At 63.2% G+C, this 21,451-nt stretch carries 20 protein-coding genes and 1 tRNA gene; 14 read left to right on the top strand and 7 right to left on the bottom strand.

Annotation, left to right across the window (positions count from 1 at the left end; all coding sequences use genetic code 11):
- The coding region (locus PLN84_RS02925) for an inositol-3-phosphate synthase (RefSeq protein WP_348531895.1) at positions 1–871 on the bottom strand (871 nt) is incomplete at its 3' end.
- Between the two features lie 113 nt (positions 872–984).
- On the opposite strand from PLN84_RS02925, the gene PLN84_RS02920 reads away from it, so the two are divergent.
- Positions 985–1,194: a formaldehyde-activating enzyme gene (locus PLN84_RS02920; protein WP_292385308.1), complete on the top strand. Its 210-nt coding sequence runs from the start codon at positions 985–987 to the stop codon at positions 1,192–1,194.
- Positions 1,195–1,344: 150 nt separating this feature from the next.
- Here PLN84_RS02920 and PLN84_RS02915 read toward each other — a convergent pair whose 3' ends face one another.
- Positions 1,345–2,769 carry an amino acid permease gene (locus PLN84_RS02915; RefSeq protein ID WP_292385310.1) on the bottom strand — a complete coding sequence of 475 codons (1,425 nt, stop codon included), beginning with the start codon at positions 2,767–2,769 and terminating at the stop codon, positions 1,345–1,347.
- A 202-nt stretch (positions 2,770–2,971) separates the two neighbouring features.
- Here PLN84_RS02915 and PLN84_RS02910 point away from each other — a divergent pair, with 202 nt between their 5' ends.
- A complete protein-coding gene (locus tag PLN84_RS02910) occupies positions 2,972–3,178 on the top strand; it encodes a type II toxin-antitoxin system HicB family antitoxin (protein ID WP_292385312.1) in 207 nt (68 codons plus the stop codon).
- Between the two features lie 3 nt (positions 3,179–3,181).
- Complete coding sequence (locus PLN84_RS02905) at positions 3,182–3,403, top strand: type II toxin-antitoxin system HicA family toxin (RefSeq protein WP_292385314.1); 222 nt, start codon at positions 3,182–3,184, stop codon at positions 3,401–3,403.
- Positions 3,404–3,639: 236 nt separating this feature from the next.
- Here the strand turns inward: PLN84_RS02905 and PLN84_RS02900 are convergent.
- Positions 3,640–3,711, bottom strand: a tRNA-Gly gene (locus PLN84_RS02900).
- Between the two features lie 251 nt (positions 3,712–3,962).
- Between PLN84_RS02900 and PLN84_RS02895 the strand changes: the two genes are divergently transcribed.
- A complete protein-coding gene (locus PLN84_RS02895; RefSeq protein WP_292385414.1) occupies positions 3,963–5,063 on the top strand; it encodes a transposase in 1,101 nt (366 codons plus the stop codon).
- 37 nt (positions 5,064–5,100) lie between these two features.
- Here the strand turns inward: PLN84_RS02895 and PLN84_RS02890 are convergent, their stop codons facing one another.
- Positions 5,101–5,793, bottom strand: a complete 693-nt coding sequence (locus tag PLN84_RS02890; protein ID WP_292385316.1) for a PrsW family intramembrane metalloprotease — start codon at positions 5,791–5,793, stop codon at positions 5,101–5,103.
- Between the two features lie 115 nt (positions 5,794–5,908).
- Positions 5,909–6,844, bottom strand: a complete 936-nt coding sequence (locus PLN84_RS02885; RefSeq protein ID WP_292385318.1) for a hypothetical protein — start codon at positions 6,842–6,844, stop codon at positions 5,909–5,911.
- Between the two features lie 150 nt (positions 6,845–6,994).
- Here PLN84_RS02885 and PLN84_RS02880 point away from each other — a divergent pair, with 150 nt between their 5' ends.
- The 8 genes from PLN84_RS02880 (at position 6,995) to PLN84_RS02845 (ending at position 15,736) form a co-directional block, all read left to right on the top strand.
- The gene (locus PLN84_RS02880) at positions 6,995–7,621 is read left to right on the top strand and encodes a bifunctional precorrin-2 dehydrogenase/sirohydrochlorin ferrochelatase (RefSeq protein WP_292559232.1); all 627 of its coding nucleotides are present in this window, start codon (positions 6,995–6,997) and stop codon (positions 7,619–7,621) included.
- The gene (gene hemA / locus PLN84_RS02875; RefSeq protein ID WP_292385322.1) at positions 7,614–8,885 is read left to right on the top strand and encodes a glutamyl-tRNA reductase; all 1,272 of its coding nucleotides are present in this window, start codon (positions 7,614–7,616) and stop codon (positions 8,883–8,885) included. Before PLN84_RS02880 ends, hemA begins: the two co-directional genes overlap by 8 nt.
- Positions 8,864–9,847: a porphobilinogen synthase gene (gene hemB / locus PLN84_RS02870; protein WP_292385324.1), complete on the top strand. Its 984-nt coding sequence runs from the start codon at positions 8,864–8,866 to the stop codon at positions 9,845–9,847. Before hemA ends, hemB begins: the two co-directional genes overlap by 22 nt.
- Positions 9,834–11,078, top strand: a complete 1,245-nt coding sequence (gene hemL / locus PLN84_RS02865) for a glutamate-1-semialdehyde 2,1-aminomutase (RefSeq protein ID WP_348531894.1) — start codon at positions 9,834–9,836, stop codon at positions 11,076–11,078. The genes hemB and hemL overlap by 14 nt, the downstream gene beginning before the upstream one ends.
- On the top strand, positions 11,063–11,947 hold the full coding sequence (gene hemC, locus PLN84_RS02860) for a hydroxymethylbilane synthase (RefSeq protein WP_348531893.1): 885 nt from the start codon (positions 11,063–11,065) through the stop codon (positions 11,945–11,947). The genes hemL and hemC overlap by 16 nt, the downstream gene beginning before the upstream one ends.
- On the top strand, positions 11,944–12,681 hold the full coding sequence (cobA, locus tag PLN84_RS02855) for a uroporphyrinogen-III C-methyltransferase (protein ID WP_348531892.1): 738 nt from the start codon (positions 11,944–11,946) through the stop codon (positions 12,679–12,681). Before hemC ends, cobA begins: the two co-directional genes overlap by 4 nt.
- A gap of 496 nt (positions 12,682–13,177) precedes the next feature.
- The gene (ilvD, locus tag PLN84_RS02850) at positions 13,178–14,821 is read left to right on the top strand and encodes a dihydroxy-acid dehydratase (RefSeq protein ID WP_292385332.1); all 1,644 of its coding nucleotides are present in this window, start codon (positions 13,178–13,180) and stop codon (positions 14,819–14,821) included.
- A 333-nt stretch (positions 14,822–15,154) separates the two neighbouring features.
- Positions 15,155–15,736: a carbonic anhydrase gene (locus PLN84_RS02845; protein WP_292385335.1), complete on the top strand. Its 582-nt coding sequence runs from the start codon at positions 15,155–15,157 to the stop codon at positions 15,734–15,736.
- Here PLN84_RS02845 and PLN84_RS02840 read toward each other — a convergent pair.
- Together PLN84_RS02840 and PLN84_RS02835 are read right to left on the bottom strand one after the other, a co-directional pair.
- The gene (locus PLN84_RS02840; protein WP_292385337.1) at positions 15,733–16,077 is read right to left on the bottom strand and encodes a hypothetical protein; all 345 of its coding nucleotides are present in this window, start codon (positions 16,075–16,077) and stop codon (positions 15,733–15,735) included. The two genes, PLN84_RS02845 and PLN84_RS02840, sit on opposite strands and share 4 nt — an antisense overlap.
- Before the next feature lie 29 nt (positions 16,078–16,106).
- Complete coding sequence (locus tag PLN84_RS02835) at positions 16,107–16,991, bottom strand: flavodoxin family protein (protein ID WP_292385339.1); 885 nt, start codon at positions 16,989–16,991, stop codon at positions 16,107–16,109.
- A 143-nt stretch (positions 16,992–17,134) separates the two neighbouring features.
- Here PLN84_RS02835 and carA point away from each other — a divergent pair, with 143 nt between their 5' ends.
- Entirely contained in the window at positions 17,135–18,187 is a 1,053-nt protein-coding gene (carA, locus tag PLN84_RS02830; RefSeq protein ID WP_292385342.1) for a glutamine-hydrolyzing carbamoyl-phosphate synthase small subunit, read from the top strand.
- Positions 18,188–18,189: 2 nt separating this feature from the next.
- Entirely contained in the window at positions 18,190–21,360 is a 3,171-nt protein-coding gene (gene carB / locus PLN84_RS02825) for a carbamoyl-phosphate synthase large subunit (RefSeq protein WP_292385344.1), read from the top strand.
- The last annotated feature ends 91 nt before the right edge of the window (positions 21,361–21,451 follow it).

Raw genomic sequence — 21,451 nt, 5'->3', positions numbered from 1 at the left:
AGACTTTGTTGTCCTTCTGCCAGCAGACGTAGTCGCTCGGACCGATGTGGATATCATCGTCATCAAGAGGCATATCGAGGACCGACTGCACCGCCTGGGTCTTGGACTCCCTTTTTGAGGCAAGACGGCTCCTGTTCAACATGTTCAGGAAGTCCGTGTTGCCGCCGGTGTTCAGTTGATAGGTCCTGTCCAGTTTCACCCCCCGCTGCCGGAAGAGGTCGGCGAGAACCCGGTGGGTGATCGTCGCCCCGAGCTGCGCCTTGACGTCGTCGCCGATGACCGGAAGCCTCTTTGCGCAGAACCTCTCTGCCCAGGCAGGGTCACTTGCGATGAAGACCGGCATGTTGTTGATGAGGCCGACCCCCGCCTCGAGAGCACAATCGGCATAGAACCGTACAGCCTCCTCCGATCCCACAGGGAGGTAGTTGAGCAGCATCTCTGCGCCCGAGTCTTCGAGCACCCGGATGACCTCTTCACGAGATGCCTCCTCCTCATCGGCGAGCACGAACCTGCACTCCTCCTTGTAACTCAGCATATGTTCGGGAAAGCCGTCCAGCACCCGGCCCATCCGGACGGTCACGCCGGTCTTCGGTATTGCGGGGCAGAAGACGGTTGTGCAGTTCGGGGGTGAAAAGATGGCTTCCGAGACGTCTTTCCCGACCTTTCTTGCATCGATGTCGAATGCCGCTACCACGTTGATATCGGACGGCAGATAGCCGCCGAGGTTCCAGTGCATCAACCCGATTGCACTCTCTTCGCTCCCTCCCCGGTAGTATTCAATGCCCTGAAGCAGCGAACTGGCACAGTTCCCGACACCGATAATTGCAACCCTGATCGAGTCCACGACAGCCCCCCGATAGATCCGGTGCATCCGCAACGCGCCCCTCTCTCCAGGGAGGATGCGTTCCGCTGAGACCTGGAGAAGGCACAACTGCAGAGGCAGTTGCGCTTTCGACTATAATACGGAGCGGGAAATATAAGGGTATGGTTCGGGAGGGGCCGGAGGTTGTCCATGTCGACTTTGTCATCAAGAAGGGGAGCAGCGTGGAAGAGGCGTTCGTCACGGCGCTCGCATCGCCCGCACGGGGCCACACGCCGCTCCTGGCCGTCCTCACCCCGAACCTTCCCGCAAGGCCCCCGACGCTGAGCAAGGTGCTCGCCCGGAAGGATACCGCGAAGCATCCCTTTGCGTGATACGGCCAAAACCTCCTCGTTACGCCGCCGGCGGGGACCGCGGAGAGCGCCCGGCGCCCGACCCGGTCGTCGTCGGTGATCGGGAAGTGCAGGGCCGTGGCGACGGTGTAGATGGCGCGGCTGCTGGGGTCGGGCCGGGCGCGGTGAGTGCTACCTCGCTCCAGGTTCGCGGCTGCCCCGCCGCCGGATCCTCCGGAAGACCGTGTGGGTGAGGGCCAGGAGGTTTGCGAGATACGTCTCCTTCGCCTCGAGACGCCGCAGGAATACGGCCTCCTCGGAGAGAAAGACGTCTTTGAGATGACGGATATCGGTTTTCGGTGAGTAATAGAGGTAGATCGGGATACCCGCCAGGATGACCAGGACCCCCGTAACCTTATCGAAGGTTGTGGTTGAGAAGAGGAGAAAGAGGCAGATCGCGATGCCGGCAAGGGGGAGGAGGTGTTGGCCGCGGAGGTCCGCAGCGCCGTCGCTCCGTAAAACGATGAGGGAAAAGCAGGTGAGCAGGAACGAGAACGCGAGGTTGAGGACGGCGAAGGATATCAGCCCGGGAAGGTTTCCAATGCTCGAGAGGACGAAGGCGATCGCTCCCTGGATGATGAGGACCACGTAAGGCGTATTGTAGCGGGGGTGAATCTTCGCGAACGCACGGGGAAAGAGCCCGTCGATCGCCATCGCGTACGCGAGCCGTGCGCTGCCGAGCATCCCCGACTCGTCCGACCCGGCCACCGAGAAGAGGGCGCCGACCGTCATGATGAGCGCTCCTGCCGACCCGAAGAGGGCGGTGCCGGCGACGACGAGCGGCACGGTGCTCTGGTCGAGTTCGGTCCAGTTGACGACCCCGAAGAGCACGAAGTTCGTCGAGAGGTAGAAGAAGGAGACGATCAGCATCCCGGTGACGATGGCGCGGGGGATGGCCTTCTGCGGGTTCTCGACCTCGCCGGCCGGGAGCGTCCCCAGCTCGAACCCGGCGTATGCCCAGAAGATCAGGACCAGAGCGTGGGCAGCATTCTGCAGGCCGAGCGGGAGCAGCGGGGTGTAGTTCCCGACGAACGTCTCCGGCCGGACGATGAAGACGCCGAACCCCGTCACGGCGAGGAGGAGCAGGGGAGAGAGTTTGATGAGCGTCAGGGCATCGTTCAGCCTTCCTGCGGCCCGGACACCGACGATGTTGACGAGCGTCAGGGACGCTACGAAGAGCGCCCGGACGGCGACCTTTGCAACCGGGGTGAGGGGGACGAGCGCCTGGAGGTAGTTTGCAAACGCGATTGCAAAGACCGGGAGAGCGAGGAGTTCGGCGATCCACATGCTCCAGCCGGCGAGGTACCCATAGAAGTCGTCGAACGCCTCCGAGACGTAGGCGAACGGCCCGCCGACACGGGGGACGTAGTAACTGCAGTAGGCAAAGACCATCGCGATCGCTATGGCGAAGAGCCCGGCCACCGCCCAGAGGACGATCGAGAACGGGCCGACCAGGCCGGCCGTGAGCGCCGATGCGATGTAGATGTCGGCGCCGACGATCGCCCCGACGATGATATTCGTCAGGTCGAACTGCGAGAGCCCCTGCCGTAGTCCCATTGTAGCGGGAGAGTGACCGTGACGGTGATAATGGTTCCGCGCCGATCGATGGATGCATCCGGCAGGTGCGAAGCTGCGCAGGGACTATGGGATGCGATCTTTGACAGTAAGCGTCTCCCGGGCAACCTGCGAAGGTGGTTTATCAGGCCCGGGCAAACCCTGATTACTCCGGGAGACCATAGAGATAATCTGGTGCGTACAGATGAAATTTCGGGTTATCGTCAGGGAAGATCCGGAGGACGGCGGATACGTTGTGAGTTGCCCCGCAATTCCCGGGTGTCACTCGCAGGGTGAGACCGTTGAAGAAGCCCTCGAGAACATCAAAGATGCCATCTCCGGATGTATTGAGGTGCTCAACGATCGGGTGACGCAGCAACCCGGCGAACACCTGGCTGATGTTGCGTTGTAACTCATGGGAAAATTACCGGTTATATCAGGAAAAGAAGCCGTTAAGGCCTTTTCTAAGATGGGCTGGACGGTTGCCCGCCAGACCGGCAGCCATGTCATTATGGTCAACCACGCATCTCCGGCCCTCCTCTCTGTCCCGGCTCATACCGAACTCAAGCGGGGAACGCTAAGAAACCTGATCGCCGATGCGGGCATGACTGTCGAGGACTTTCTTTCGCTCCTGTGACCGCTCCCCCGTTTAAATGGGGGCATCCGGAGTTTCTCAACCCCGGCATCGGCAATGCTGCCGGTAGAGAAATCCAGGTTCTTCTTCTCCGGCTTTCACCCGTCCAAAGGCTCCAGCCGGCAGGAGCCCTCGTTACAGGAAGAAGGAGAACGATGAGGCGGTTAACATTCCGCGCCGATTACCGACGCTTCGCTCCCGGGGGTAAAAATCAAAGAAGGATCGAACCTGTGTTCGGATGCGCCGACCGGGACTCGAACCCGGGTTTAGGCGTTGGCAACGCCTAGTGATAACCACTACACTATCGGCGCACAACTGTGCTTTCGCACTGTGTGCCTTACAACATGGGATTCTCTGGCTAATAAGCCTATCGAATCGTGACCCGGATCGGGCGGTGCCGTCGCTGCAGGATCTCGTCCGGGAGCGGATTTTCCCCGGGACGAATCCCCGCTATGCTGACGGTCGCGCGCCTACGATCAAACAGGCAGAGAGCCCACGACTTCCGTCGTGGGATGAATGCCACCGACAACCATATCTAAGCACAGGTCGATAGAGTGTTACAATCCGTAGAACGTATCGTTACCGGATCTATCCGACGAAATCTCAGGTCACTCAGTTAGAGCGGACACTTGAGATTTGCCGGTGGATTTACAACGACACGCTCGCATTGCGAAAGACCGCCTGGGAACAGGAACAGCGTTCGGTTTCCTTGTATGAAACAAACAAGATCCTGACTCAGTGGAAACGCGAACGGCCTGAACTGAAGGAGGTCTATGCTCAGACCCTCCAGAACGTTCAGGTTCGGGTGGATCTCGCGCTCAAAGCCTTCTTCCGGCGAGTGAAAGCCGGGGAGAACCCCGGATACCCTCGATTCAAGGGGAAGGGGCGATATGACAGTTTTACGTACCCGCAGGCTGAGAAAGGCGGGTTCAAGTTCGTCGGAGATCGGCTCAACCTCTCGAAGATCGGGGATGTGAAGATCGTCCTCCACCGCCCGATCCAAGGGACGATTAAGACCCTCACAGTCCGGCGGTCGGCAACCGGGAAGTGGTATGCCTGCTTCTCGGTCGAGTATGATCCCGATCCAGCACCCAGGAAGGAGACCGCAGTCGGGGTAGATGTAGGTCTCGAATCTTTCGCCACGCTCTCGAATGGGGAGAAGATCGAGAACCCTCGGTTCTTCCGCACCGACGAGAAAGCTCTTGCCAAGGCGCAGAGGAAACTCTCGAAGGCAGAGAAGGGCACTCCTGAACGGAAGAAGGCCCGGAAGATCGTCGCACACGTCCATGAACGGATCGCCAACAGACGGCTCAATTTTGCTCACCAAACCTCCCGGAAGGTGATGAACAGGTTCGGGACGATTGTGTTCGAGGATCTGAATATCAGAGATATGCAAAAGAACCCCTATCTGGCGAAAAACATAGCCGATGTGGCCTGGAACCAGTTTGTCACGATCACAACGAGCAAAGCGGAGGATGCTGGCTCGCAGGTGATCGTGGTGAACCCCAGAAACACCTCGCAGATGTGCTCCCGATGTGGCCTGATCGTCGTCAAGAACCTTTCTGACCGAGTTCACTCCTGCCCGCATTGCGGGTTGGAACTGGATCGGGACCAGAACGCGGCGATCAATATCTTGAGATTGGGGCTGCAATCTCTCGGATAACATCCGTAGATGCCCACGAATTTAGTCGTGGGAGCAGTCACCGTCCCCCGTGGTTGAGCGCCTGCCTGATGTTTCGGTTTGCAAGTATCCAGAGCCCCGGTGTCAGGACCAGAATGAAGACAGCGATGGCGTAGGCGACGATCTCGGAGGAGAAGAGCAGGAAATTGAAGATGCCGTGCAGCACCATCCCGAGAGCAAGCCCCCGGAGGACGATCCCCGAACGCTCTTCTGCGGGCGCGAACTTGGCCCGGCCGAGGGCGTAGCCCCAGACACCGGAAAAAAGCGCGTGCCCGGGGACCGAGAAGATCGCCCGGACGACGATTGTGCTGAGGGCGAGCTCCGGCGACGTCACGTATGCCGCAAAGACGTAAAGGACGTTCTCGAGCGACGCAAGCCCGAGAGCGGCGGCGGCGGCGTAGACGATGCCGTCCATCGGTTCGTCGAACTCGGTGTTCGGGTAAGCGAACCGTCGGACGACCCAGAACTTGCCGTATTCCTCGACGATCGGCGCGACGACGGCGCCCATGGCCAGCGAGGACGCGATGAAGAGGCCGAAGAATCCCTCGACGAAGGCCACGGGAAACGTGACGAGGACGCCGAGGAGGAAGAGTTTCACGATCAACGCCGCCGGTTCGGGATTCAACTTGTCCCTGCGGTAGAAATACCACGCCCAGAATACTCCCGGCCCCAGCGCCAGGGCAAGGATCACCAGCGGCTCGATATCGACCATTGCTGATCGTGATTCATGGTCTCATGAATGGAAGAGTCTTTCTCTTCCACGGGCAACTCCGCCGACAGGTCATGACATAACCGAAACGGTTCTTCTTCCGGGCTAAAAAAAAGAGTTATTCGGGGAGGAGGCGGTACTCCGGCGTGAGCCCCTCAAGCACCAGCAGCCCGTAGTACCGGAAGAACGTGACGAACGGCACCGCGATCAGGAGCGCAACCGGGACGGCGACGACGAGGTAGGGGATGAGGAGGACGAGGAGCAGCACGTAGTTGGCCAGGGCTGCAGCGAGGAGGACGATCCCGATGAGCACGAACGGTATCGCGATGATCAGCATCGCGAGGATGACCAGGACCGCCTGCACGATTCCGGCGATGAGGCCCACCACGAACCTGGTGACGACGTAGACGACGGTCTGCCAGACGTTGGCCGATATCACCCCGATAAGCCGCCGCCAGCCCTCGATGACCCCGCAGTCCTCGTGGATCATCATCGGGACGACGAAGTCGTGGGTCAGGAGGAAGATGAGGCCGAAGAGGAGGGCTGCGACCAGGATGAACGGAATGAACAGAAGGATGAATGCAACACCGCCGCCACCCGACCCCCCGAGCCCGACGAGCATGAGGATGAACGCCATCATGGCGAGGATCAGGATCAGCGTGAGGGCTGCCTCGAAGAGAAAGAGCCGGACTCCTTTGCCGAGCCGTTCTCCAAAGAAGCGCCTGATATGAATATCACCCGTCCGGAGCATATCGACGAAGACGAACTGCATCACCGTGCCGATGATCCACCAGATGAGAGCGATCGCAAGCACGATGAGGATGAACGCCACGATGAGCGGCGCGATATCGGGAAGAGACTCCACAACGCCGGCCGGGAGGTCGCCTTCGTCGAAGGTATACCCGGAAGTGTTCGGGAAACTGACGCCCCCTCCCACGAAGAGCGCAATCAGGGCCAGGCGAAGCCAGACGCCCCATCTGATCGGCCAGAGCAGGCTTTTCGTGCGCTGAAAGGCACCGTCCAGTCTGCTGAATGCATACATATTTTCAGCCATATCACTCACGTAGATGATCTCCGTCTCATTAATACCTTGTTTTGGCAAGCGGCTCCCGGTGATCCGACCACGTGTCGTATGCTCACGGGTTTCTGAGGGAACCTGTTTTTCAACACCTTAATCTAGTCCGTTCACCAGAGTATAGAAGGAATGATCCCTCTCATGCTTGACCTGAAGGGCAAAAGGGTGCTCATCTTCGGGGGAGGCGACGTCGGTGCCCGAAAGGCTGCATACTTTGAGCATGAGGCGGCGGTGACGGTTATCAGCCGTTCGTTCTCACCGAACCTTGATGGTCTCGCGATCAGGCGGCAGGAGGCCGACCTCTCGACCCTCCCGGATCCGGCGCTCCGCGCCCTCCTCGAGGACGCGTTCCTCGCGGTGGCCGCGACGCCGGACCCGGGGCTCAACGACCGTATCGGGCGGGCGTGCGCCGGTTCCGGCGTCCTCTTCAACAACGCCGCCGGTGAGTCCGGGGACGTCATCATCCCCTCGGTCGTCCGGGGCGGCCGCTACCTGGTCGCGATCAGCACCCGCGGAAAGAGCCCCGCCGTCGCTCGCTACCTCCGCATGAGGCTCCAGAAGGAGTATGCGGACCTTGACCGGATGATCGACCTGCAGGAAGAGGTGCGCTCGATGCTCCGGGAGACCGAACCGGTGCAGACAGAGCGATCCCGCATCCTCTGGAGCATCCTCGAGGACGACGAGGTCTGGAAGGCGCTCGCCGCCGACTACGACCGGGCACGCGCGATGGCGGTCGAGAGGTACCTGCATGCCTGAACCGCTCACGACCCCGCTCGCGCTCGCGAGCGTGAACCACCACACCGCGAATATCGCCACGCTCGAGGCTTTCCGGTTCCCCGACGAGGCGGCGCTCCTTCGTGAGGCGCGGGAACGGTTCAAGGGCGCTCTCCTTCTCCAGACCTGCAACCGCGTCGAGGTCCTGGTGCAGGGCGACGCACGGAGCCTTGAAGGGTTCCTGCAGGAGCGGGGCAGACGCGGTTTTGCGGTCATCGAGGGCGAGGCCGTGGCTCATCACCTCCTGGAACTGGCCGCGGGCATCGACTCCCTCGTCGTCGGCGAGGACCAGATCCTCGGGCAACTCAGGCGAGCGCTCGCGACCGCACAGGAGGCGGGGGCCGCGAGCAGCGTCATCGAACTCTGCATCAACAAGGCGGTGCACGTGGGGGTCAGGGTCCGGCGCCAGACTCAGATCAACCAAGGAGCGGTCTCCGTCGGTTCTGCAGCCGTGACGCTTGCAGAGAACCTCCTCGGCAGCCTCTGCGACCGGCACATCCTGGTCGTCGGGAGCGGGGAGATGGGGCTTCTGGTGACGCAGGCGCTCGCTGTCAAGGGCCTCACGGCCATCTATGTCGCGAACAGGACCTATGAGCACGCGGTGATGCTTGCGGATAAGATCGGGGGGCGGGCGGTCAACTTCAAGGACCTCTACCGCTACATCGCGCTCTCCGACGTCGTCATCTCCTGCACCGCCGCGCCGCACCCGGTCATCCGCGCCGAGGAGGTCGGGAAGGCGATGGAGGAGCGGCTCTGGCCGCTCGACCCGCACCCCCGCCACCTTGTCCTCATCGACATCGCCCAGCCCCGCGACGTCGAGGAGGGGGTGCGTTCGATCGAGGGCGTGCATCTCTTCACGATCGACGACCTCAAAAACATCAACGACGCCGCCATGGACTCCCGGAGGAGCGAAGCGGACCGGGCACGGGGTATCATCGACGAGGAACTCGACCACTTCATCCGGCTCCTCCGGAGGACCGCGGCCGACGAGACGCTCGCCCTCCTCTACACCTGGGCAGAGTCGATCCGGGCGCGTGAACGCGACCGGGCGCTTACCCGCCTGGGGAAGGAGGACGACCGCACGGCGGAGGTCATCGACGACCTGACGCGGGCGCTCACGAAGAAGCTCCTCGCGGATGCGACCGCGTCCATACGCGCGTGCGCAGAATCCGGCGATATAGCAACGGCAGAGGCCCTGATGAGGGCGATTACCCGGGGAGAACCATGTTTCCAGAACGACGAATGAGACGGATACGGCGGCGAATCGTCCAGCCGCTCCTCCGCGAGACAGAACTGCAGAAGACCGACCTGATTGCGCCGGTCTTCGTGGACGAATCGATCAGTACACCATTTCCGATAGCCTCGATGCCGGGGCAGTCCCGGCACCCGGTAGACGGCGTCGCCGATTACTGTGCCCGCCTCCGGGACGCCGGTATCCGGGCGGTGCTCCTCTTCGGGGTTCCGGCCACAAAAGACAGCGAGGCAACCGGCGCCTACGCGGCCGACGGCGTCGTCCAGCGGGCCGCCCGGAAGATCAAGGAGCGGTTGCCGGAGATGGTGGTCATCACCGATGTCTGCGCCTGTGAGTATACCGACCACGGCCACTGCGGGATCGTCGGGGAGACCCCTGATGGCCCGGACCTCTTAAACGACCCCTCGCTTGCCCTGATGGCGCAGATAGCCGTCTCTCACGCGGAGAGCGGCGCCGATATCGTCGCGCCGTCGTGCATGCTCGACGGGATGGTGCAGGCGATCCGGCACGCCCTCGACGCCGCCGGATACCCGGATGTCCTCGTCATGTCCTACTCCTCGAAGTTTGCGAGCGCCCTTTACGGGCCGTTCCGCGACGCGGCGGACTCGGGGTTCTCGTTTGGGGACCGGACGACCTACCAGATCTGCCCGGGCAACGCCCGCGAGGCGGTGATGGAGTCGGAGCTTGACGCGGCCGAAGGGGCGGATATCCTGATGGTCAAGCCGGCCGGGATCTACCTTGACATCCTTGCGGCCGTCACAGCGTTCGGGCTGCCGGTGGCGGCCTATCAGGTCAGCGGTGAGTACGCGATGATCAAGGCTGCAGCAGAACGCGGATGGTTGAACGAGCGGGCCGTCGCCCTCGAGAGCCTCACCGCCATCAAGCGGGCCGGGGCCAACCTGATCATCACTTACTTTGCAGAAGATGCAGCGAGGTGGCTCGATGAAGAGCAGTGATCTCTTCGCACGGGCAAAGACCCTGATGCCGGGCGGCGTCAGCAGCCCCGTCCGGGCGATCAAACCCTACCCGTTCTACGTTGAGCGTGCCGCGGGCTCGCACCTTGCGACCGTCGACGGCGCCGACCTGATCGACTGCTGCCTCGGCTACGGCCCCCTCATCCTTGGCCATGCGCACCCGGTAGTCCGGGAGGCGATCGAACGGCAGCTCGAGAAGGGCTGGCTCTACGGGACGCCGACGCCGCTCGAACTCGACCTTGCGGGGATGATCACCGCCGACCACCCCGCGGTCGATATGGTCCGGTTCGTCTCGTCGGGTTCTGAGGCGACGATGGCCGCGATCCGGCTCGCCCGCGGCTACACGGGGAAACAGGACATCATCAAGGTCGAAGGCGGGTTCCACGGCGCCCACGACGCGGTCCTGGTGAAGGCCGGGTCGGGGGCGACGACCCTCGGGGTTCCCGACTCCGCAGGCGTCCTCGCGGACCTCGTGGCACATACCCGGCAGGTCCCCTACAACGATCCCGAAGCGCTGGAGACGTTGCTCGCCAACGACGACGTCGCCGCGTTCATCCTCGAACCGATCATGGGGAATATCGGCCCGGTCCTCCCTGACGGAGACTACCTCGCCGACGTCAGGGAGATCACCGCCGCTCACGATGTTCTCCTCATCCTCGATGAGGTGATCACCGGCTACCGCGTCGGGATCGGCGGCGCGGAGGTGTTCTACGGGGTGAAGCCGGACCTTGCCACGTTCGGCAAGATCATCGGCGGCGGCCTCCCCATCGGGGCGTTCGGGGGACGGCGCGATATCATGGAACTGGTCGCCCCCGCAGGCCCGGTCTACCAGGCGGGGACGTTCAGCGGCAACCCGGCGAGCCTCGCGGCGGGGTATGCGGCGCTTCGCCACCTCCACGAGCACCCGGAGGTCTACCGGCAGCTCGACGAGGCCACGCGGGCGATCGGGGAGGTCGCCGTGGACGTGGGCAGAGGAACCTTCGTCAGGATAGGCTCGCTCTTCAAGCACTTCTTCCGGGACTCGGCCCCGCGGGACTACCGTGAGGTCAAGGAGTCCGACACGGCAGCGTTCTCGCGGTTCTGGAAGGCGATGCTTGATACCGGGGTCTTCCTCCCGCCGTCGCAGTTCGAGACGAACTTCCTCTCGGCCGCACACACAACGCAGGACATCAAACAGATAGCGGAGGCATACGGATCATGTCTCTTCGCATAGGCACACGGGGAAGCGCGCTTGCGCTTGCACAGACAAACAAGGTGGTCGGCATGCTCGCCGACCGGGGTATCGAGGCGGAAATCATCACGATCACGACGGAGGGCGACACCGCGACCAACGTCCCGCTCCACGCCATCGGGGGACAGGGGGTCTTTGTACGGGCGCTCGACGACGCGATCCTCCGCGGCGAGATCGACGCCGCGGTGCACAGCATGAAGGATATCCCGGCGGCCCGACCGGCAGGGCTTGTCTGCTGCGCGGTGCTCGAGCGGGACTCGCCCGCTGACTTTCTTGCGCACGAGTGCCCCCTCGATGCGGTCCGCATCATCGGGTCGTCGAGCACCCGGCGCCGCGCCCAGCTCCTCCGCGACGCCCCGGCGCTTGAGGTGAAGCAGCTCCGCGGGAACGTCGATACCCGGTTACGGAAGCTCCGCGAGGGACAATACGACGCCATCGTCCTCGCGGAGGCTGGCCTCCAGCGCCTCGGCATCCGGCTTGCCGGGGAACCCCTTCCCACCGACCGGTTCGTCCCGTCCCCAAACCAGGGGACCGTCGCGGTCGTCTGCCGGGACGACCCGGCCGTCGCCGGGGCACTCGCGGCCCTCGACCATGCACCGACCCGCCTCGACGTGGAGATCGAGCGGGCCGTCATGGAGGAGGTCGGCGGCGGGTGCTTCACCCCGCAGGGGATCTTCTGCAGGAACGGGAACCTGATCGCCGAGGTGCTCGCGCTCGACGGCTCCCGGTGGGAGCGTATCGAGCGGCATGTCGCGACCGTCGGCGAAGCCCGGGAGTGCGGGCAGGCCCTGCGCAGGCAGGCGGGCGGCCTTATCCGGGAGGCCTACGCGGCACTGGGGATAACACCATGACTGGAAAAGCATATCTTGTCGGGTCCGGGCCGGGCGGGCTCGGCCTCATGACGATAAGGGCCCGTGAGGTGATCGACACGGCGGACGTGGTCCTCTACGACCAGCTCCCGGGCGAGGAGATCCTCGCGACGCTCCCCGAGGACGCCGAACGGATCGACTGCGGGAAGTACGGCGGCAGCCACACCCTCGAGCAGGACGAGATCGAGGTGCTGATGGTCGAGCGGGTGAAGGCGGGCAAGACCGTCGTGCGCCTGAAGGGGGGCGACCCCTTCCTCTTCGGGCGCGGCGGGGAAGAGATCGAGACGCTCCGGGCGCACGGGATCTCCGTCGAGGTGGTGCCGGGGGTGACGAGCGCCATCGCCGTCCCGGAGATGGTCGGCATCCCGGTCACCCACCGGCGGTACGCGTCGCAGGTCACGTTCATCACCGGCCACGAGGACCCGACGAAGCCCGAGTCCGCCCTGGACTGGGAGGTCCTCGCACGCCTGAAGGGGACCCTCGTCATCCTGATGGGGGTCAAGAACCTCCCGGCCATCGCGGCGTCCCTCACGGCGCACGGGAAAGACCCCGCGACTCCGGTCGCGATCATCGAACGGGGGCTCCGGCCCGACCAGCGCGTGACGGTCGGGACCCTCGCCGATATCGCCGAAAAAGCCCGTGCCGCAGGCGTCCGGCCCCCGGCGGTGATCGTCATCGGCGGCGTGGTGGAGCTGTATGAGGGGTTTGAGGGGTGAGGAACAGGTTTTCTCTTCCCCTGTGTCAGTGCAGTTCCTTTTTTTTGACGCTTGTTATGTCATGTTGCGACGAACTGGACCGTTAAAACAAGGAATAACCAGATACACTGGACCGTGGTGGCTATCGCCCTTGGGGGAGGGGCTGACGGGGAGTGCGAGCGAGAGCGAGCTTGAGCACCGTTAGGTGCGAGGGGGGCTTGCCCCCCTCCCCTGTCTCCACCAATCTGGGAAGTCTATAACCCCCACCCCACCCGGCCTTCGGCCTCCTCCCCCGCCCCCTAGGGGCGGGGGCAGCGCGTGGCGATATCCCCCCGAAATCTGTGTATGGTCCTATTTGGCCGAATGAGATGTGATAACTTAAAGAGTGCGCCAGGTAGCGTTCGCGCACGTGACAAACCACCCGCCTTCGTCACGCAAGGAAATTCCACCTGCACCACAGCCCGCCCAACCGGAACCCTCTTCTCCCCCCGCGCGCTTACCCTCTACAAGGATTACCATGCGGAGTGAGACGGTTAAGAAAGGCTACCAGCGTGCTCCGAACCGGGCGCTGCTCAGGTCGCTCGGCGTGACCGACCGGGAGATGGACCAGCCCTTCATCGGTATAGCGAACGCGTATAACACGATCGTCCCCGGACATATCCACCTCCGGTCGATCTCACAGAAAGTGCAGGAGGGCATCGCGGCCGCGGGCGGGGTGGCGTTCGAGTTCGGGACCATCGGCATCTGCGACGGGATCGCGATGGGCCACGAGGGGATGCGCTACTCGCTCCCCTCGCGGGAGAACATCGCCGACGCCGTCGAGTTGATGGTCGAGGCGCACCGGTTCGACGGCCTGGTCTCTATCGGGACCTGCGACAAGATCGTCCCCGGTATGCTCATGGCGGCGGTGCGGTGCAACATCCCGACGATCGTCGTCACCGGGGGCCCGATGCTCCCCGGCTACGCAGCGGGCCGCGAACTCTCCCTCATCGATATCTTCGAGGGCGTGGGCAGGGTCGCCGCCGGCACGATGAGCGAAGAGGAACTCGGGAGCCTTGAGTGCGCAGCGATGCCCGGCTGCGGGAGCTGCCAGGGACTGTATACCGCAAACACCATGGCGTGCGTGACCGAGGCGCTGGGCCTCTCCCTCCCGGGGTGTGCCGCCATCCCCGCGGTCGACGCAGCAAAACTCCGCATAGCCCGCGAGAGCGGGGAGCGGGCGGTCGACCTTGTCCGGGAAGGAATCCGCCCGCGGGATATCGTCACCCCTACAGGCCTCAAGAACGCCATCCGGGTAGACATGGCGCTTGGCGGGTCGTCGAACACGGTGCTTCACCTGATGGCCGTCGCCCGCGAGGCAGGGATCCCGCTCGACCTTGAGACCTTCAACGCCGTCGCCGAGGCGACTCCCCACATCTGTCACATGCAGCCCGGCGGCCCGCACTCGATGCTCGCCCTCCACCGGGCAGGAGGGATCCCCGCGATATTGAAGATGCTCGAGCGCTACCTCGACGACGCCCCGACGGTCTCGGGCCGCTCAACCCTTGAGATCGCGAAGAGCGCGCAGGTCACCGACCCGGACGTGATCAAGACGGCCGACGCCCCGGTCAACCCGGCGGGCGGCCTGAAGATCGTGCGGGGAACGCTTGCTCCCGACGGCGCGGTCGTCAAGTGCGCTGCCGTACCTGAGGCGATGTGGCGGCACCGGGGCCCGGCGCGGGTTTTTGACGGTGAGGCTGCCGCGATGGAGGCGATCCTTCACCGTGAGATCGCGGAAGGCGACGTCGTCGTGATCCGTTACGAAGGCCCGCGGGGAGGACCGGGGATGCCTGAAATGCTCTCGCCGACCTCGGCGCTGATGGGCCTCGGCTATGCCCGGGTTGCCCTGGTCACCGACGGGCGCTTCTCGGGCGGCACCCGGGGCCCGTGCATCGGGCACGTCGCCCCCGAGGCCGCGGTCGGCGGACCGGTCGGCCTCGTGGAGGACGGCGACGAGATCGTGATCGACCTCTATGCAAAAACCCTCGACCTCATTGTCGAGAGAGCGACCCTTGAGGAGCGCCGCCGGGCCTGGAAGCCTCCGGAGCGCCGGCTTACGGGCGTGCTCGCCCGCTACGTGCAGACCGTCGAGCAGGCGAACCTCGGCGCCGTCCAGAGATAACTCCTCTTTTTTTGGGGAGCGCATACCCCTCGCCGGCGCCGTGGCCCCTGCTGAAGAAAGTTGTTATAAACCATTGGAATTTGTTAACGTACCTTGTAACGGCGTCATGGTGAACCGGGTACCCCGCGCCCCTGATCCGGGCATTGATGTACAGAGGTGTTCCGGCATTCTCGGCTCTATCGCGGCCCGGAATGCCGTTTGTTTCTCCGGCTCCCGGACTGCGCGTTGCCCCGCAACATGCAGGTATATACCTTTTTAACCCTCGAGAGTAACCCCCTCTTCAGAGGCGCACCTATCCGAGACGGTCGCCCACAACGCTTATGGAGTACATAGATGATCGAGAAGTTTCTTGAGGGTAACAAGCGGTTCCTGGAAGAAGATTTCGACAAAGACCCTGAGCATTACGGTCCGCTGGCGTCAGGCCAGCACCCGGTGGTCCTCTGGATCGGGTGCTCGGACTCACGAGTAGATCCCGAGCGCATCACAGGCTCGAAGGCCGGGGAGATCTTCGTACAGCGGAACATCGGCAACATCGTCCCGGTTCACGACTGGAACTTCGCGACCGTGCTCGAGTACGCGGTCAACCACCTCAAGGTCGGAGATATCGCCGTCTGCGGCCACTCGGACTGCGGCGCCATAAAGGGCCTTGACCACGAGAGCACGGACGCCTACATTCCGCTCTGGCTCAACAACGCTATGGAGGCGAAACGCCGTGTCGATGCCAGGATGCAGGTGCCGCAAAGCCCCGAGGAGGAGAAGACCCGGCGGCGGCTCATCGAGATTGAGAACGTCGGCCTGCAGCTTGAGCACCTCCGCACCTACCCGCCGGTCAGGGCTGCGGAAAAAGAAGGGCGGGTCCGGCTCCACGGCCTGTACTTCGACCTCGCGACCGGAGAGTTGAAGAAGATCTTCTAAGACTCTTCAAGAGCATACTCAATCTCTTCTTTTATCAGGTCGAGCGAGACCCTCCCGATAGACGTAAGCCGCCCGTTGACGAGGATGATCGGGATAGGCGGGTGGCGTTCCTCGATGATCGTTCTGATGTGATCGGGCATCGCCTCGTCAAGCAGGGTCGTCTTCACCTCGACCCTATCGCCATACAGGTCGAGGAGTTCGTCGCGCAGGGCGCCGATGGCGTCCATCAGGCTATTCGATGGGTAACAGGTATCGAGGCCGCAGGATCGCGTCTCGTCGCAGGGGAACGGGCCGCATTCGGACTCCATAAACCCGACAATCTCAACAATCACTTCTGCCATGCATCATCGGTGGGGGATTTGAGAATATATTATTCTTCGTCCCGAGGAGCGAGCAGCGCACGCAGTGCCGCCCGGATGTCGCCTTCAGCCCCCTCGATCTTCTCCACATCCCGCACCCTGTCGAGGTCGCCGACCAGCACCGGCCCGGTCGGGCGGATACCCAGGTTCTCCATGAACATGCCGACCACACGTGTTACGCAGACGAACGGTTCGGCTCCCCGCCGACCTGCGACGGCGACGAGCAGGCCCCGGGCATGCACCTCTTTCTCCAATACCTTCTCACGGGCGTGAAGCCACTGGCAACGGTCTATCACCGCTTTGAGGCCCGCCGGGACGGTGCCGGTGTAGACCGGGGTGCAGACGACGAGGACGGAGGCAGACTCGATTGCACGGATGATGGGGGGCATATCGTCGTCAACCGGGCAGTAACCGTTGTTGTAGCAGGTGTAGCAGCCGATGCACGGGCGGATATCCATCTCCTGCAGAAAGAAGATCCGGGAGGAGAGGCCGGATCGGGCGGCCTCGTCGTCGCACCATGACGCAATCGCTGCTGAGTTCCCGAACCGGCGCGGGCTCCCCTGCAGGATGACGACGTCCGTCGTGCCGCCGCCCGGAAGCGGCCGGATGAAGACCCGCGGCCGGGTGTAGATATGGGGGCGGGATGCCACGTCGTGCGCGAGCCGGGCAAAGACGATCTCGGCCGCCACCCGGGTGTCCAGGAGGGAACCCTGGCGTGCGCTCTCGTAGGAGTTGATGGCATAGGTGTAGACCACCTCGGTGCCGCGGATAACCGTGATGGTGTACCTGACCATGCCCGGATAGATGCGCCCGAGATCCTCGCACGTGAGCCTGACGGTAAACGTCCCATCGGGTGTCTCAATCGTTGCGGTCTTCTCCTCCGCGCTCCCGGTCATCAGGTCTCACCCGGCGCTCTGTGAACTTCAATATTTCGGACCGCCGCGCTCTGTAACTACGCATTTCCGGCGGGGGTTCCTGGAAGCGGTTCGATCCGTCACTACCGTTAATAAGGAATCTGCCCCACATGATATGGTAATTCATGAAGGCGGTTCTGGGTCTTGAAGACGGAACATTTGTTGTAGGGGATGGTTTTGGCGTTGAGGGGGTATGTTCCGGTGAACTCGTCTTCTCGACGCAGATGACCGGTTACATGGAGGCATTGACGGACCCCAGTTATGCCGGGCAGGTATTGATGTTTACCTACCCCCTCATCGGAAATTACGGTGTAGATCACCAGAATTTTGAGAGTCCAGAGGTCCACGCGCGGGGCTGCGTCGTGCGGGAGGTCTCCCGCACACCCACAACGCAACCATCGGTTGCAGTATATTTTGAAGAAAACGGCCTTCGGGGTATATCGGGCGTCGATACTCGCAGCCTGACAATAAAGACCCGGACGGTCGGTACGCTCCGGGCAGCCCTCATCGTCGGGAGCGACGACGGAGAAGATGCTGTCCGGCACGCCAGGACTGCCCCTCCTATCAGCGATCTCGATCTGATCGGGAGCGTCTCCTGCCCCGAGCCCTACCGGATCAGCGGCCCCGGAAAAAGGATCGCCGTCATCGACCTCGGTGTAAAGCGGCATATTCTCTCAAGCCTCAGCCACCGCGGCGCCGATATCCGCGTCTTCCCGCACACCGCCACACCTGACGAGGTGATGGCGGCAGAGCCCGACGCACTCTTCGTCAGCAACGGGCCCGGCGACCCGCGACGGGCAACAGGCGCCATTCGATGCGTCCGGGACCTCGCGGGCGAGGTGCCGGTCATCGGCATCTGCATGGGTATCCAGGTAGCCGCCCTTGCGCTCGGTGCCGAGACCTACAAGATGAAGTTCGGACATAGGGGAACGAACCAGCCGGTCCGTTATCGGGACGGGAGCATCTACATCACGACACAGAACCACGGTTTTGCGGTGGACGAAGAGACGCTACCCGAAGGATGCACCGTCTCGTACCGGAACGTGAACGACGGCACGGTCGAGGGGTTCGAGAACGCGGATCTCAATATCACCTGCGTCCAGTTCCATCCGGAGGCGCACGGCGGGCCGCGGGATACGGAGATGCACTTCTTTGACCGCGTCTACGGGGGGATCTAGTCATGCCGAAGAAATCTCACATCAAAAAGGTCCTCATCATCGGCTCCGGCCCAATCCAGATAGGGCAGGCGGCCGAGTTCGACTTCTCGGGATCGCAGGCCTGCCGGGCGCTCCGGGAAGAGGGTGTCGAGGTCGTCCTCGTCAACTCGAACCCCGCGACGATCCAGACCGACCCGGACACGGCCGATGTCATCTACATCGAGCCCCTGAAGGCTGATATCATAGCCAGGATCATTCAGAAAGAGAAGCCGGACGGTATCCTGAGCGGCATGGGCGGCCAGACCGGCCTGAACATGACGGCGGAGCTCGCGGAGATAGGTGCGCTTGAGGGCGTGGAGATCCTGGGGACCCCGCTTGAGGCAATCTACCGGGGAGAAGACCGGGAGCAGTTCCGGGATCTGATGAATGAGATCGGCGAGCCCGTCCCCCGGAGCATGATCCTCGAGAATATGAACCAGATCGACGAGGCCATCCGCGAGGTCGGCCTCCCGGCGATCATCAGGCCGGCGTACACCCTCGGCGGCTCCGGCGGCGGCGTGGCGCACACGCCCGAGGAGATGCGGCGGATCATCGAGATCGGTCTCACCCGCTCCCGCATCCACCAGGTGCTCGTGGAGGAGAGCGTTGCCGGGTGGAAGGAGATCGAGTTCGAGGTGATGCGGGACGCGGCAGACACCTGCATCATCGTCTGCGGTATGGAGAACGTCGACCCGATGGGCATCCATACCGGCGAGAGCGTCGTCGTCGCGCCCATCCTCACGCTACGGGACGACGAGTTCCAGACGCTCCGGACCGCTGCCATCAAGATCATCCGGGCGCTCGATGTCCAGGGCGGGTGCAACATCCAGTTCGCCTACAAAGACGGCGACTATCGGATCATCGAGGTGAACCCCCGGGTCTCGCGGTCGTCCGCACTCGCGTCCAAGGCGACCGGCTACCCGATCGCCCGGGTGGCGGCGAAGATCGCGATCGGGCTGCGGCTCGACGAGATCATGAACCCGGTCACCGGCGTCACCCCGGCATCCTTCGAGCCTGCCGTCGACTACGTGGTGGTGAAGGTGCCGCGGTGGCCGTTTGACAAGTTCAAGTCCGCGGACCGGACGCTCACCACGGCGATGAAGAGCACCGGTGAGGTGATGGCGATCGGGCGGACGGTCGAGGAGGCGTTCAAGAAGGCGCTCCGGTCGCTCGATAACGATATGCAGCGGCACACGAGCCAGAGTGAGATCCGGATGATCCTTACGTCCCCGACGGACGAGCGGTTCGGGTGCCTCTTTGACGCCTTCCGCGAGGGGTTCACGGTCGAGGAGGTTGCCGGTCTCACCGCCATCACGCCGTTCTTTTTAGAGAAGATCAAGAACATTGTGGACCTCGAACGGAAACTCGAGACCGCTTTTGCGCCGGAGGAGATCCGGGTCGCGAGACGTTACGGCTTTTCGGACGAGGACCTGCAGGCGCTGACGGGAAAGACCCCCGATGAGATCGCGGCTATCGCCGGGAGGCCGACCTACAAGATGGTGGACACCTGCGCCGCGGAGTTCCCGGCCACCACACCCTACTTCTACTCCACGTGGGAGGAGGGGTGCGAACTCTCCCGAAACGACGCGAAGAAGGTGCTGATCCTCGGCTCCGGGCCGATCCGGATCGGGCAGGGGATCGAGTTCGACTACTGCACCGTCCACGCGGTGATGGCGCTCCGTGAGGAAGAGGGGATCGAGGTCCACATCGTCAACAACAACCCCGAGACGGTCTCGACCGACGCCGATACATCCGACCGGCTCTTCTTTGAGCCGATGCAGCTTGAAGACGTCGTGAACATCCTCAGGATGGACGACTACTACGGCGTCATGGTCCAGTTCGGCGGCCAGAACTCGGTGAACCTGGCCGTGCCGCTGGAAGCGGAGATCCGGCGCCTCGGCCTTACGACAAGGATCCTCGGCACGTCGCCCGATGCCATGGATGCGGCGGAAGACCGCGACCGGTTCAGCCGGCTTCTCACCCGGCTTGATATCCCGAGCCCGGCGAACTCTTCCGCCTACTCGGAGGACGAGGCGCGAACGATGGCGCGGGCGATCGGCTACCCGGTGCTGGTCCGGCCGTCCTACGTCCTTGGCGGGCGGGCGATGGAACTCGTCCACGACGATGCCGAACTCGAGAGTTACATCACAGAGGCCGTCCGGGTGAGCAAGAAGCACCCGGTGCTGATCGACTCCTTCCTCCAGGGCGCCGTCGAGATCGACGTCGATGCGGTCTCCGACGGGACGGACGTCCTGATCGGCGGGATCATGGAGCATATCGAGTGGGCCGGCGTCCACTCCGGCGACTCGGCCTGCGTCATCCCGCCGCAGTCCCTCTCTCCATCTGTCATCGCGCGGGTGCGCGACTACACGAAGAGGATCGCCCTCGGTCTTGGTGTCGTCGGGCTGATCAACATCCAGTATGCCGTCCAGAACGACGTCGTCTACGTCCTGGAAGCAAACCCGCGTGCGAGCCGGACCGTGCCGTTCGTCGCGAAGGCGACGGGCATCGCGCTCGCGAAGCTCGCCGCGAAGGTGATGGTCGGCAAGAAACTGGCCGATATGAATGTTGCCGAGCCCGAGATCGAGCACGTCGCGGTCAAAGAGGTGCTCCTCCCCTTCAACAAGCTCCCCGGCGTGGACACCGTGCTCGGGCCGGAGATGAAGAGCACCGGCGAGGTGATGGGGATCGACTACGACTTCGGCCGTGCCTACTACAAGGCATGCACCGCCGCAGAGAACACCCTGCCGACGACGGGCAACGTCTTCATATCGGTGACAAACGAGCAGAAGGAGGAGCTCCTCCCGATCGCGCGAAAGCTCCGCGACCTCGGCCTTTCCCTCTACGGTACGAGCGGGACGGTCGATTACCTCACCCAGAACGGCGTCGAGACCAACCTCGTGCGGAAGGTCCAGGAAGGGTCCCCGAACGTCATCGACGTCATGCGCTCCGGGGGAATCCGGCTGATCATCAACACCCCGGCGGACAAGGCGTCGCGGCAGGACCACATCCAGATCATGCGGGCCGCCGTCGATTACGGCATACCCTATATCACAACGCTCCAGGCGGCCCGGGCTGCGGCGATGGCGATCGACGCCATCAAGCGCGAGGAGATCACCCTCGAACCGCTCGGGCACTACATCGGGTCGGCGTGATCTGGGATTTGGTCCCCCTCTCTTTTTGTTCCGGTGTTGCCGTCCACTTCAGCTCACGCGAAGAGCGACGGGTCGAAGGGTGCGACGTTCC

Origin of the sequence: Methanoculleus sp. (assembly GCF_035363275.1) — an archaeon.
Classification (GTDB): domain Archaea; phylum Halobacteriota; class Methanomicrobia; order Methanomicrobiales; family Methanoculleaceae; genus Methanoculleus.
This window is presented reverse-complemented; position numbering and strand designations above follow the sequence as displayed.

Coding starts and splice junctions, on each gene's coding strand:
- carA (WP_292385342.1), top strand. CDS start 17,135: ATGAAGGCGGTTCTGGGTCTTGAAGACGGAACATTTGTTGTAGGGGAT.
- PLN84_RS02920 (WP_292385308.1), top strand. CDS start 985: ATGGTTCGGGAGGGGCCGGAGGTTGTCCATGTCGACTTTGTCATCAAG.
- PLN84_RS02840 (WP_292385337.1), bottom strand. CDS start 16,077: ATGGCAGAAGTGATTGTTGAGATTGTCGGGTTTATGGAGTCCGAATGC.
- PLN84_RS02845 (WP_292385335.1), top strand. CDS start 15,155: ATGATCGAGAAGTTTCTTGAGGGTAACAAGCGGTTCCTGGAAGAAGAT.
- PLN84_RS02905 (WP_292385314.1), top strand. CDS start 3,182: ATGGGAAAATTACCGGTTATATCAGGAAAAGAAGCCGTTAAGGCCTTT.
- PLN84_RS02910 (WP_292385312.1), top strand. CDS start 2,972: ATGAAATTTCGGGTTATCGTCAGGGAAGATCCGGAGGACGGCGGATAC.
- hemA (WP_292385322.1), top strand. CDS start 7,614: ATGCCTGAACCGCTCACGACCCCGCTCGCGCTCGCGAGCGTGAACCAC.
- hemL (WP_348531894.1), top strand. CDS start 9,834: ATGAAGAGCAGTGATCTCTTCGCACGGGCAAAGACCCTGATGCCGGGC.
- PLN84_RS02835 (WP_292385339.1), bottom strand. CDS start 16,991: ATGACCGGGAGCGCGGAGGAGAAGACCGCAACGATTGAGACACCCGAT.
- cobA (WP_348531892.1), top strand. CDS start 11,944: ATGACTGGAAAAGCATATCTTGTCGGGTCCGGGCCGGGCGGGCTCGGC.
- hemC (WP_348531893.1), top strand. CDS start 11,063: ATGTCTCTTCGCATAGGCACACGGGGAAGCGCGCTTGCGCTTGCACAG.
- PLN84_RS02890 (WP_292385316.1), bottom strand. CDS start 5,793: ATGGTCGATATCGAGCCGCTGGTGATCCTTGCCCTGGCGCTGGGGCCG.
- PLN84_RS02915 (WP_292385310.1), bottom strand. CDS start 2,769: ATGGGACTACGGCAGGGGCTCTCGCAGTTCGACCTGACGAATATCATC.
- hemB (WP_292385324.1), top strand. CDS start 8,864: ATGTTTCCAGAACGACGAATGAGACGGATACGGCGGCGAATCGTCCAG.
- carB (WP_292385344.1), top strand. CDS start 18,190: ATGCCGAAGAAATCTCACATCAAAAAGGTCCTCATCATCGGCTCCGGC.
- ilvD (WP_292385332.1), top strand. CDS start 13,178: ATGCGGAGTGAGACGGTTAAGAAAGGCTACCAGCGTGCTCCGAACCGG.
- PLN84_RS02885 (WP_292385318.1), bottom strand. CDS start 6,844: ATGGCTGAAAATATGTATGCATTCAGCAGACTGGACGGTGCCTTTCAG.
- PLN84_RS02880 (WP_292559232.1), top strand. CDS start 6,995: ATGATCCCTCTCATGCTTGACCTGAAGGGCAAAAGGGTGCTCATCTTC.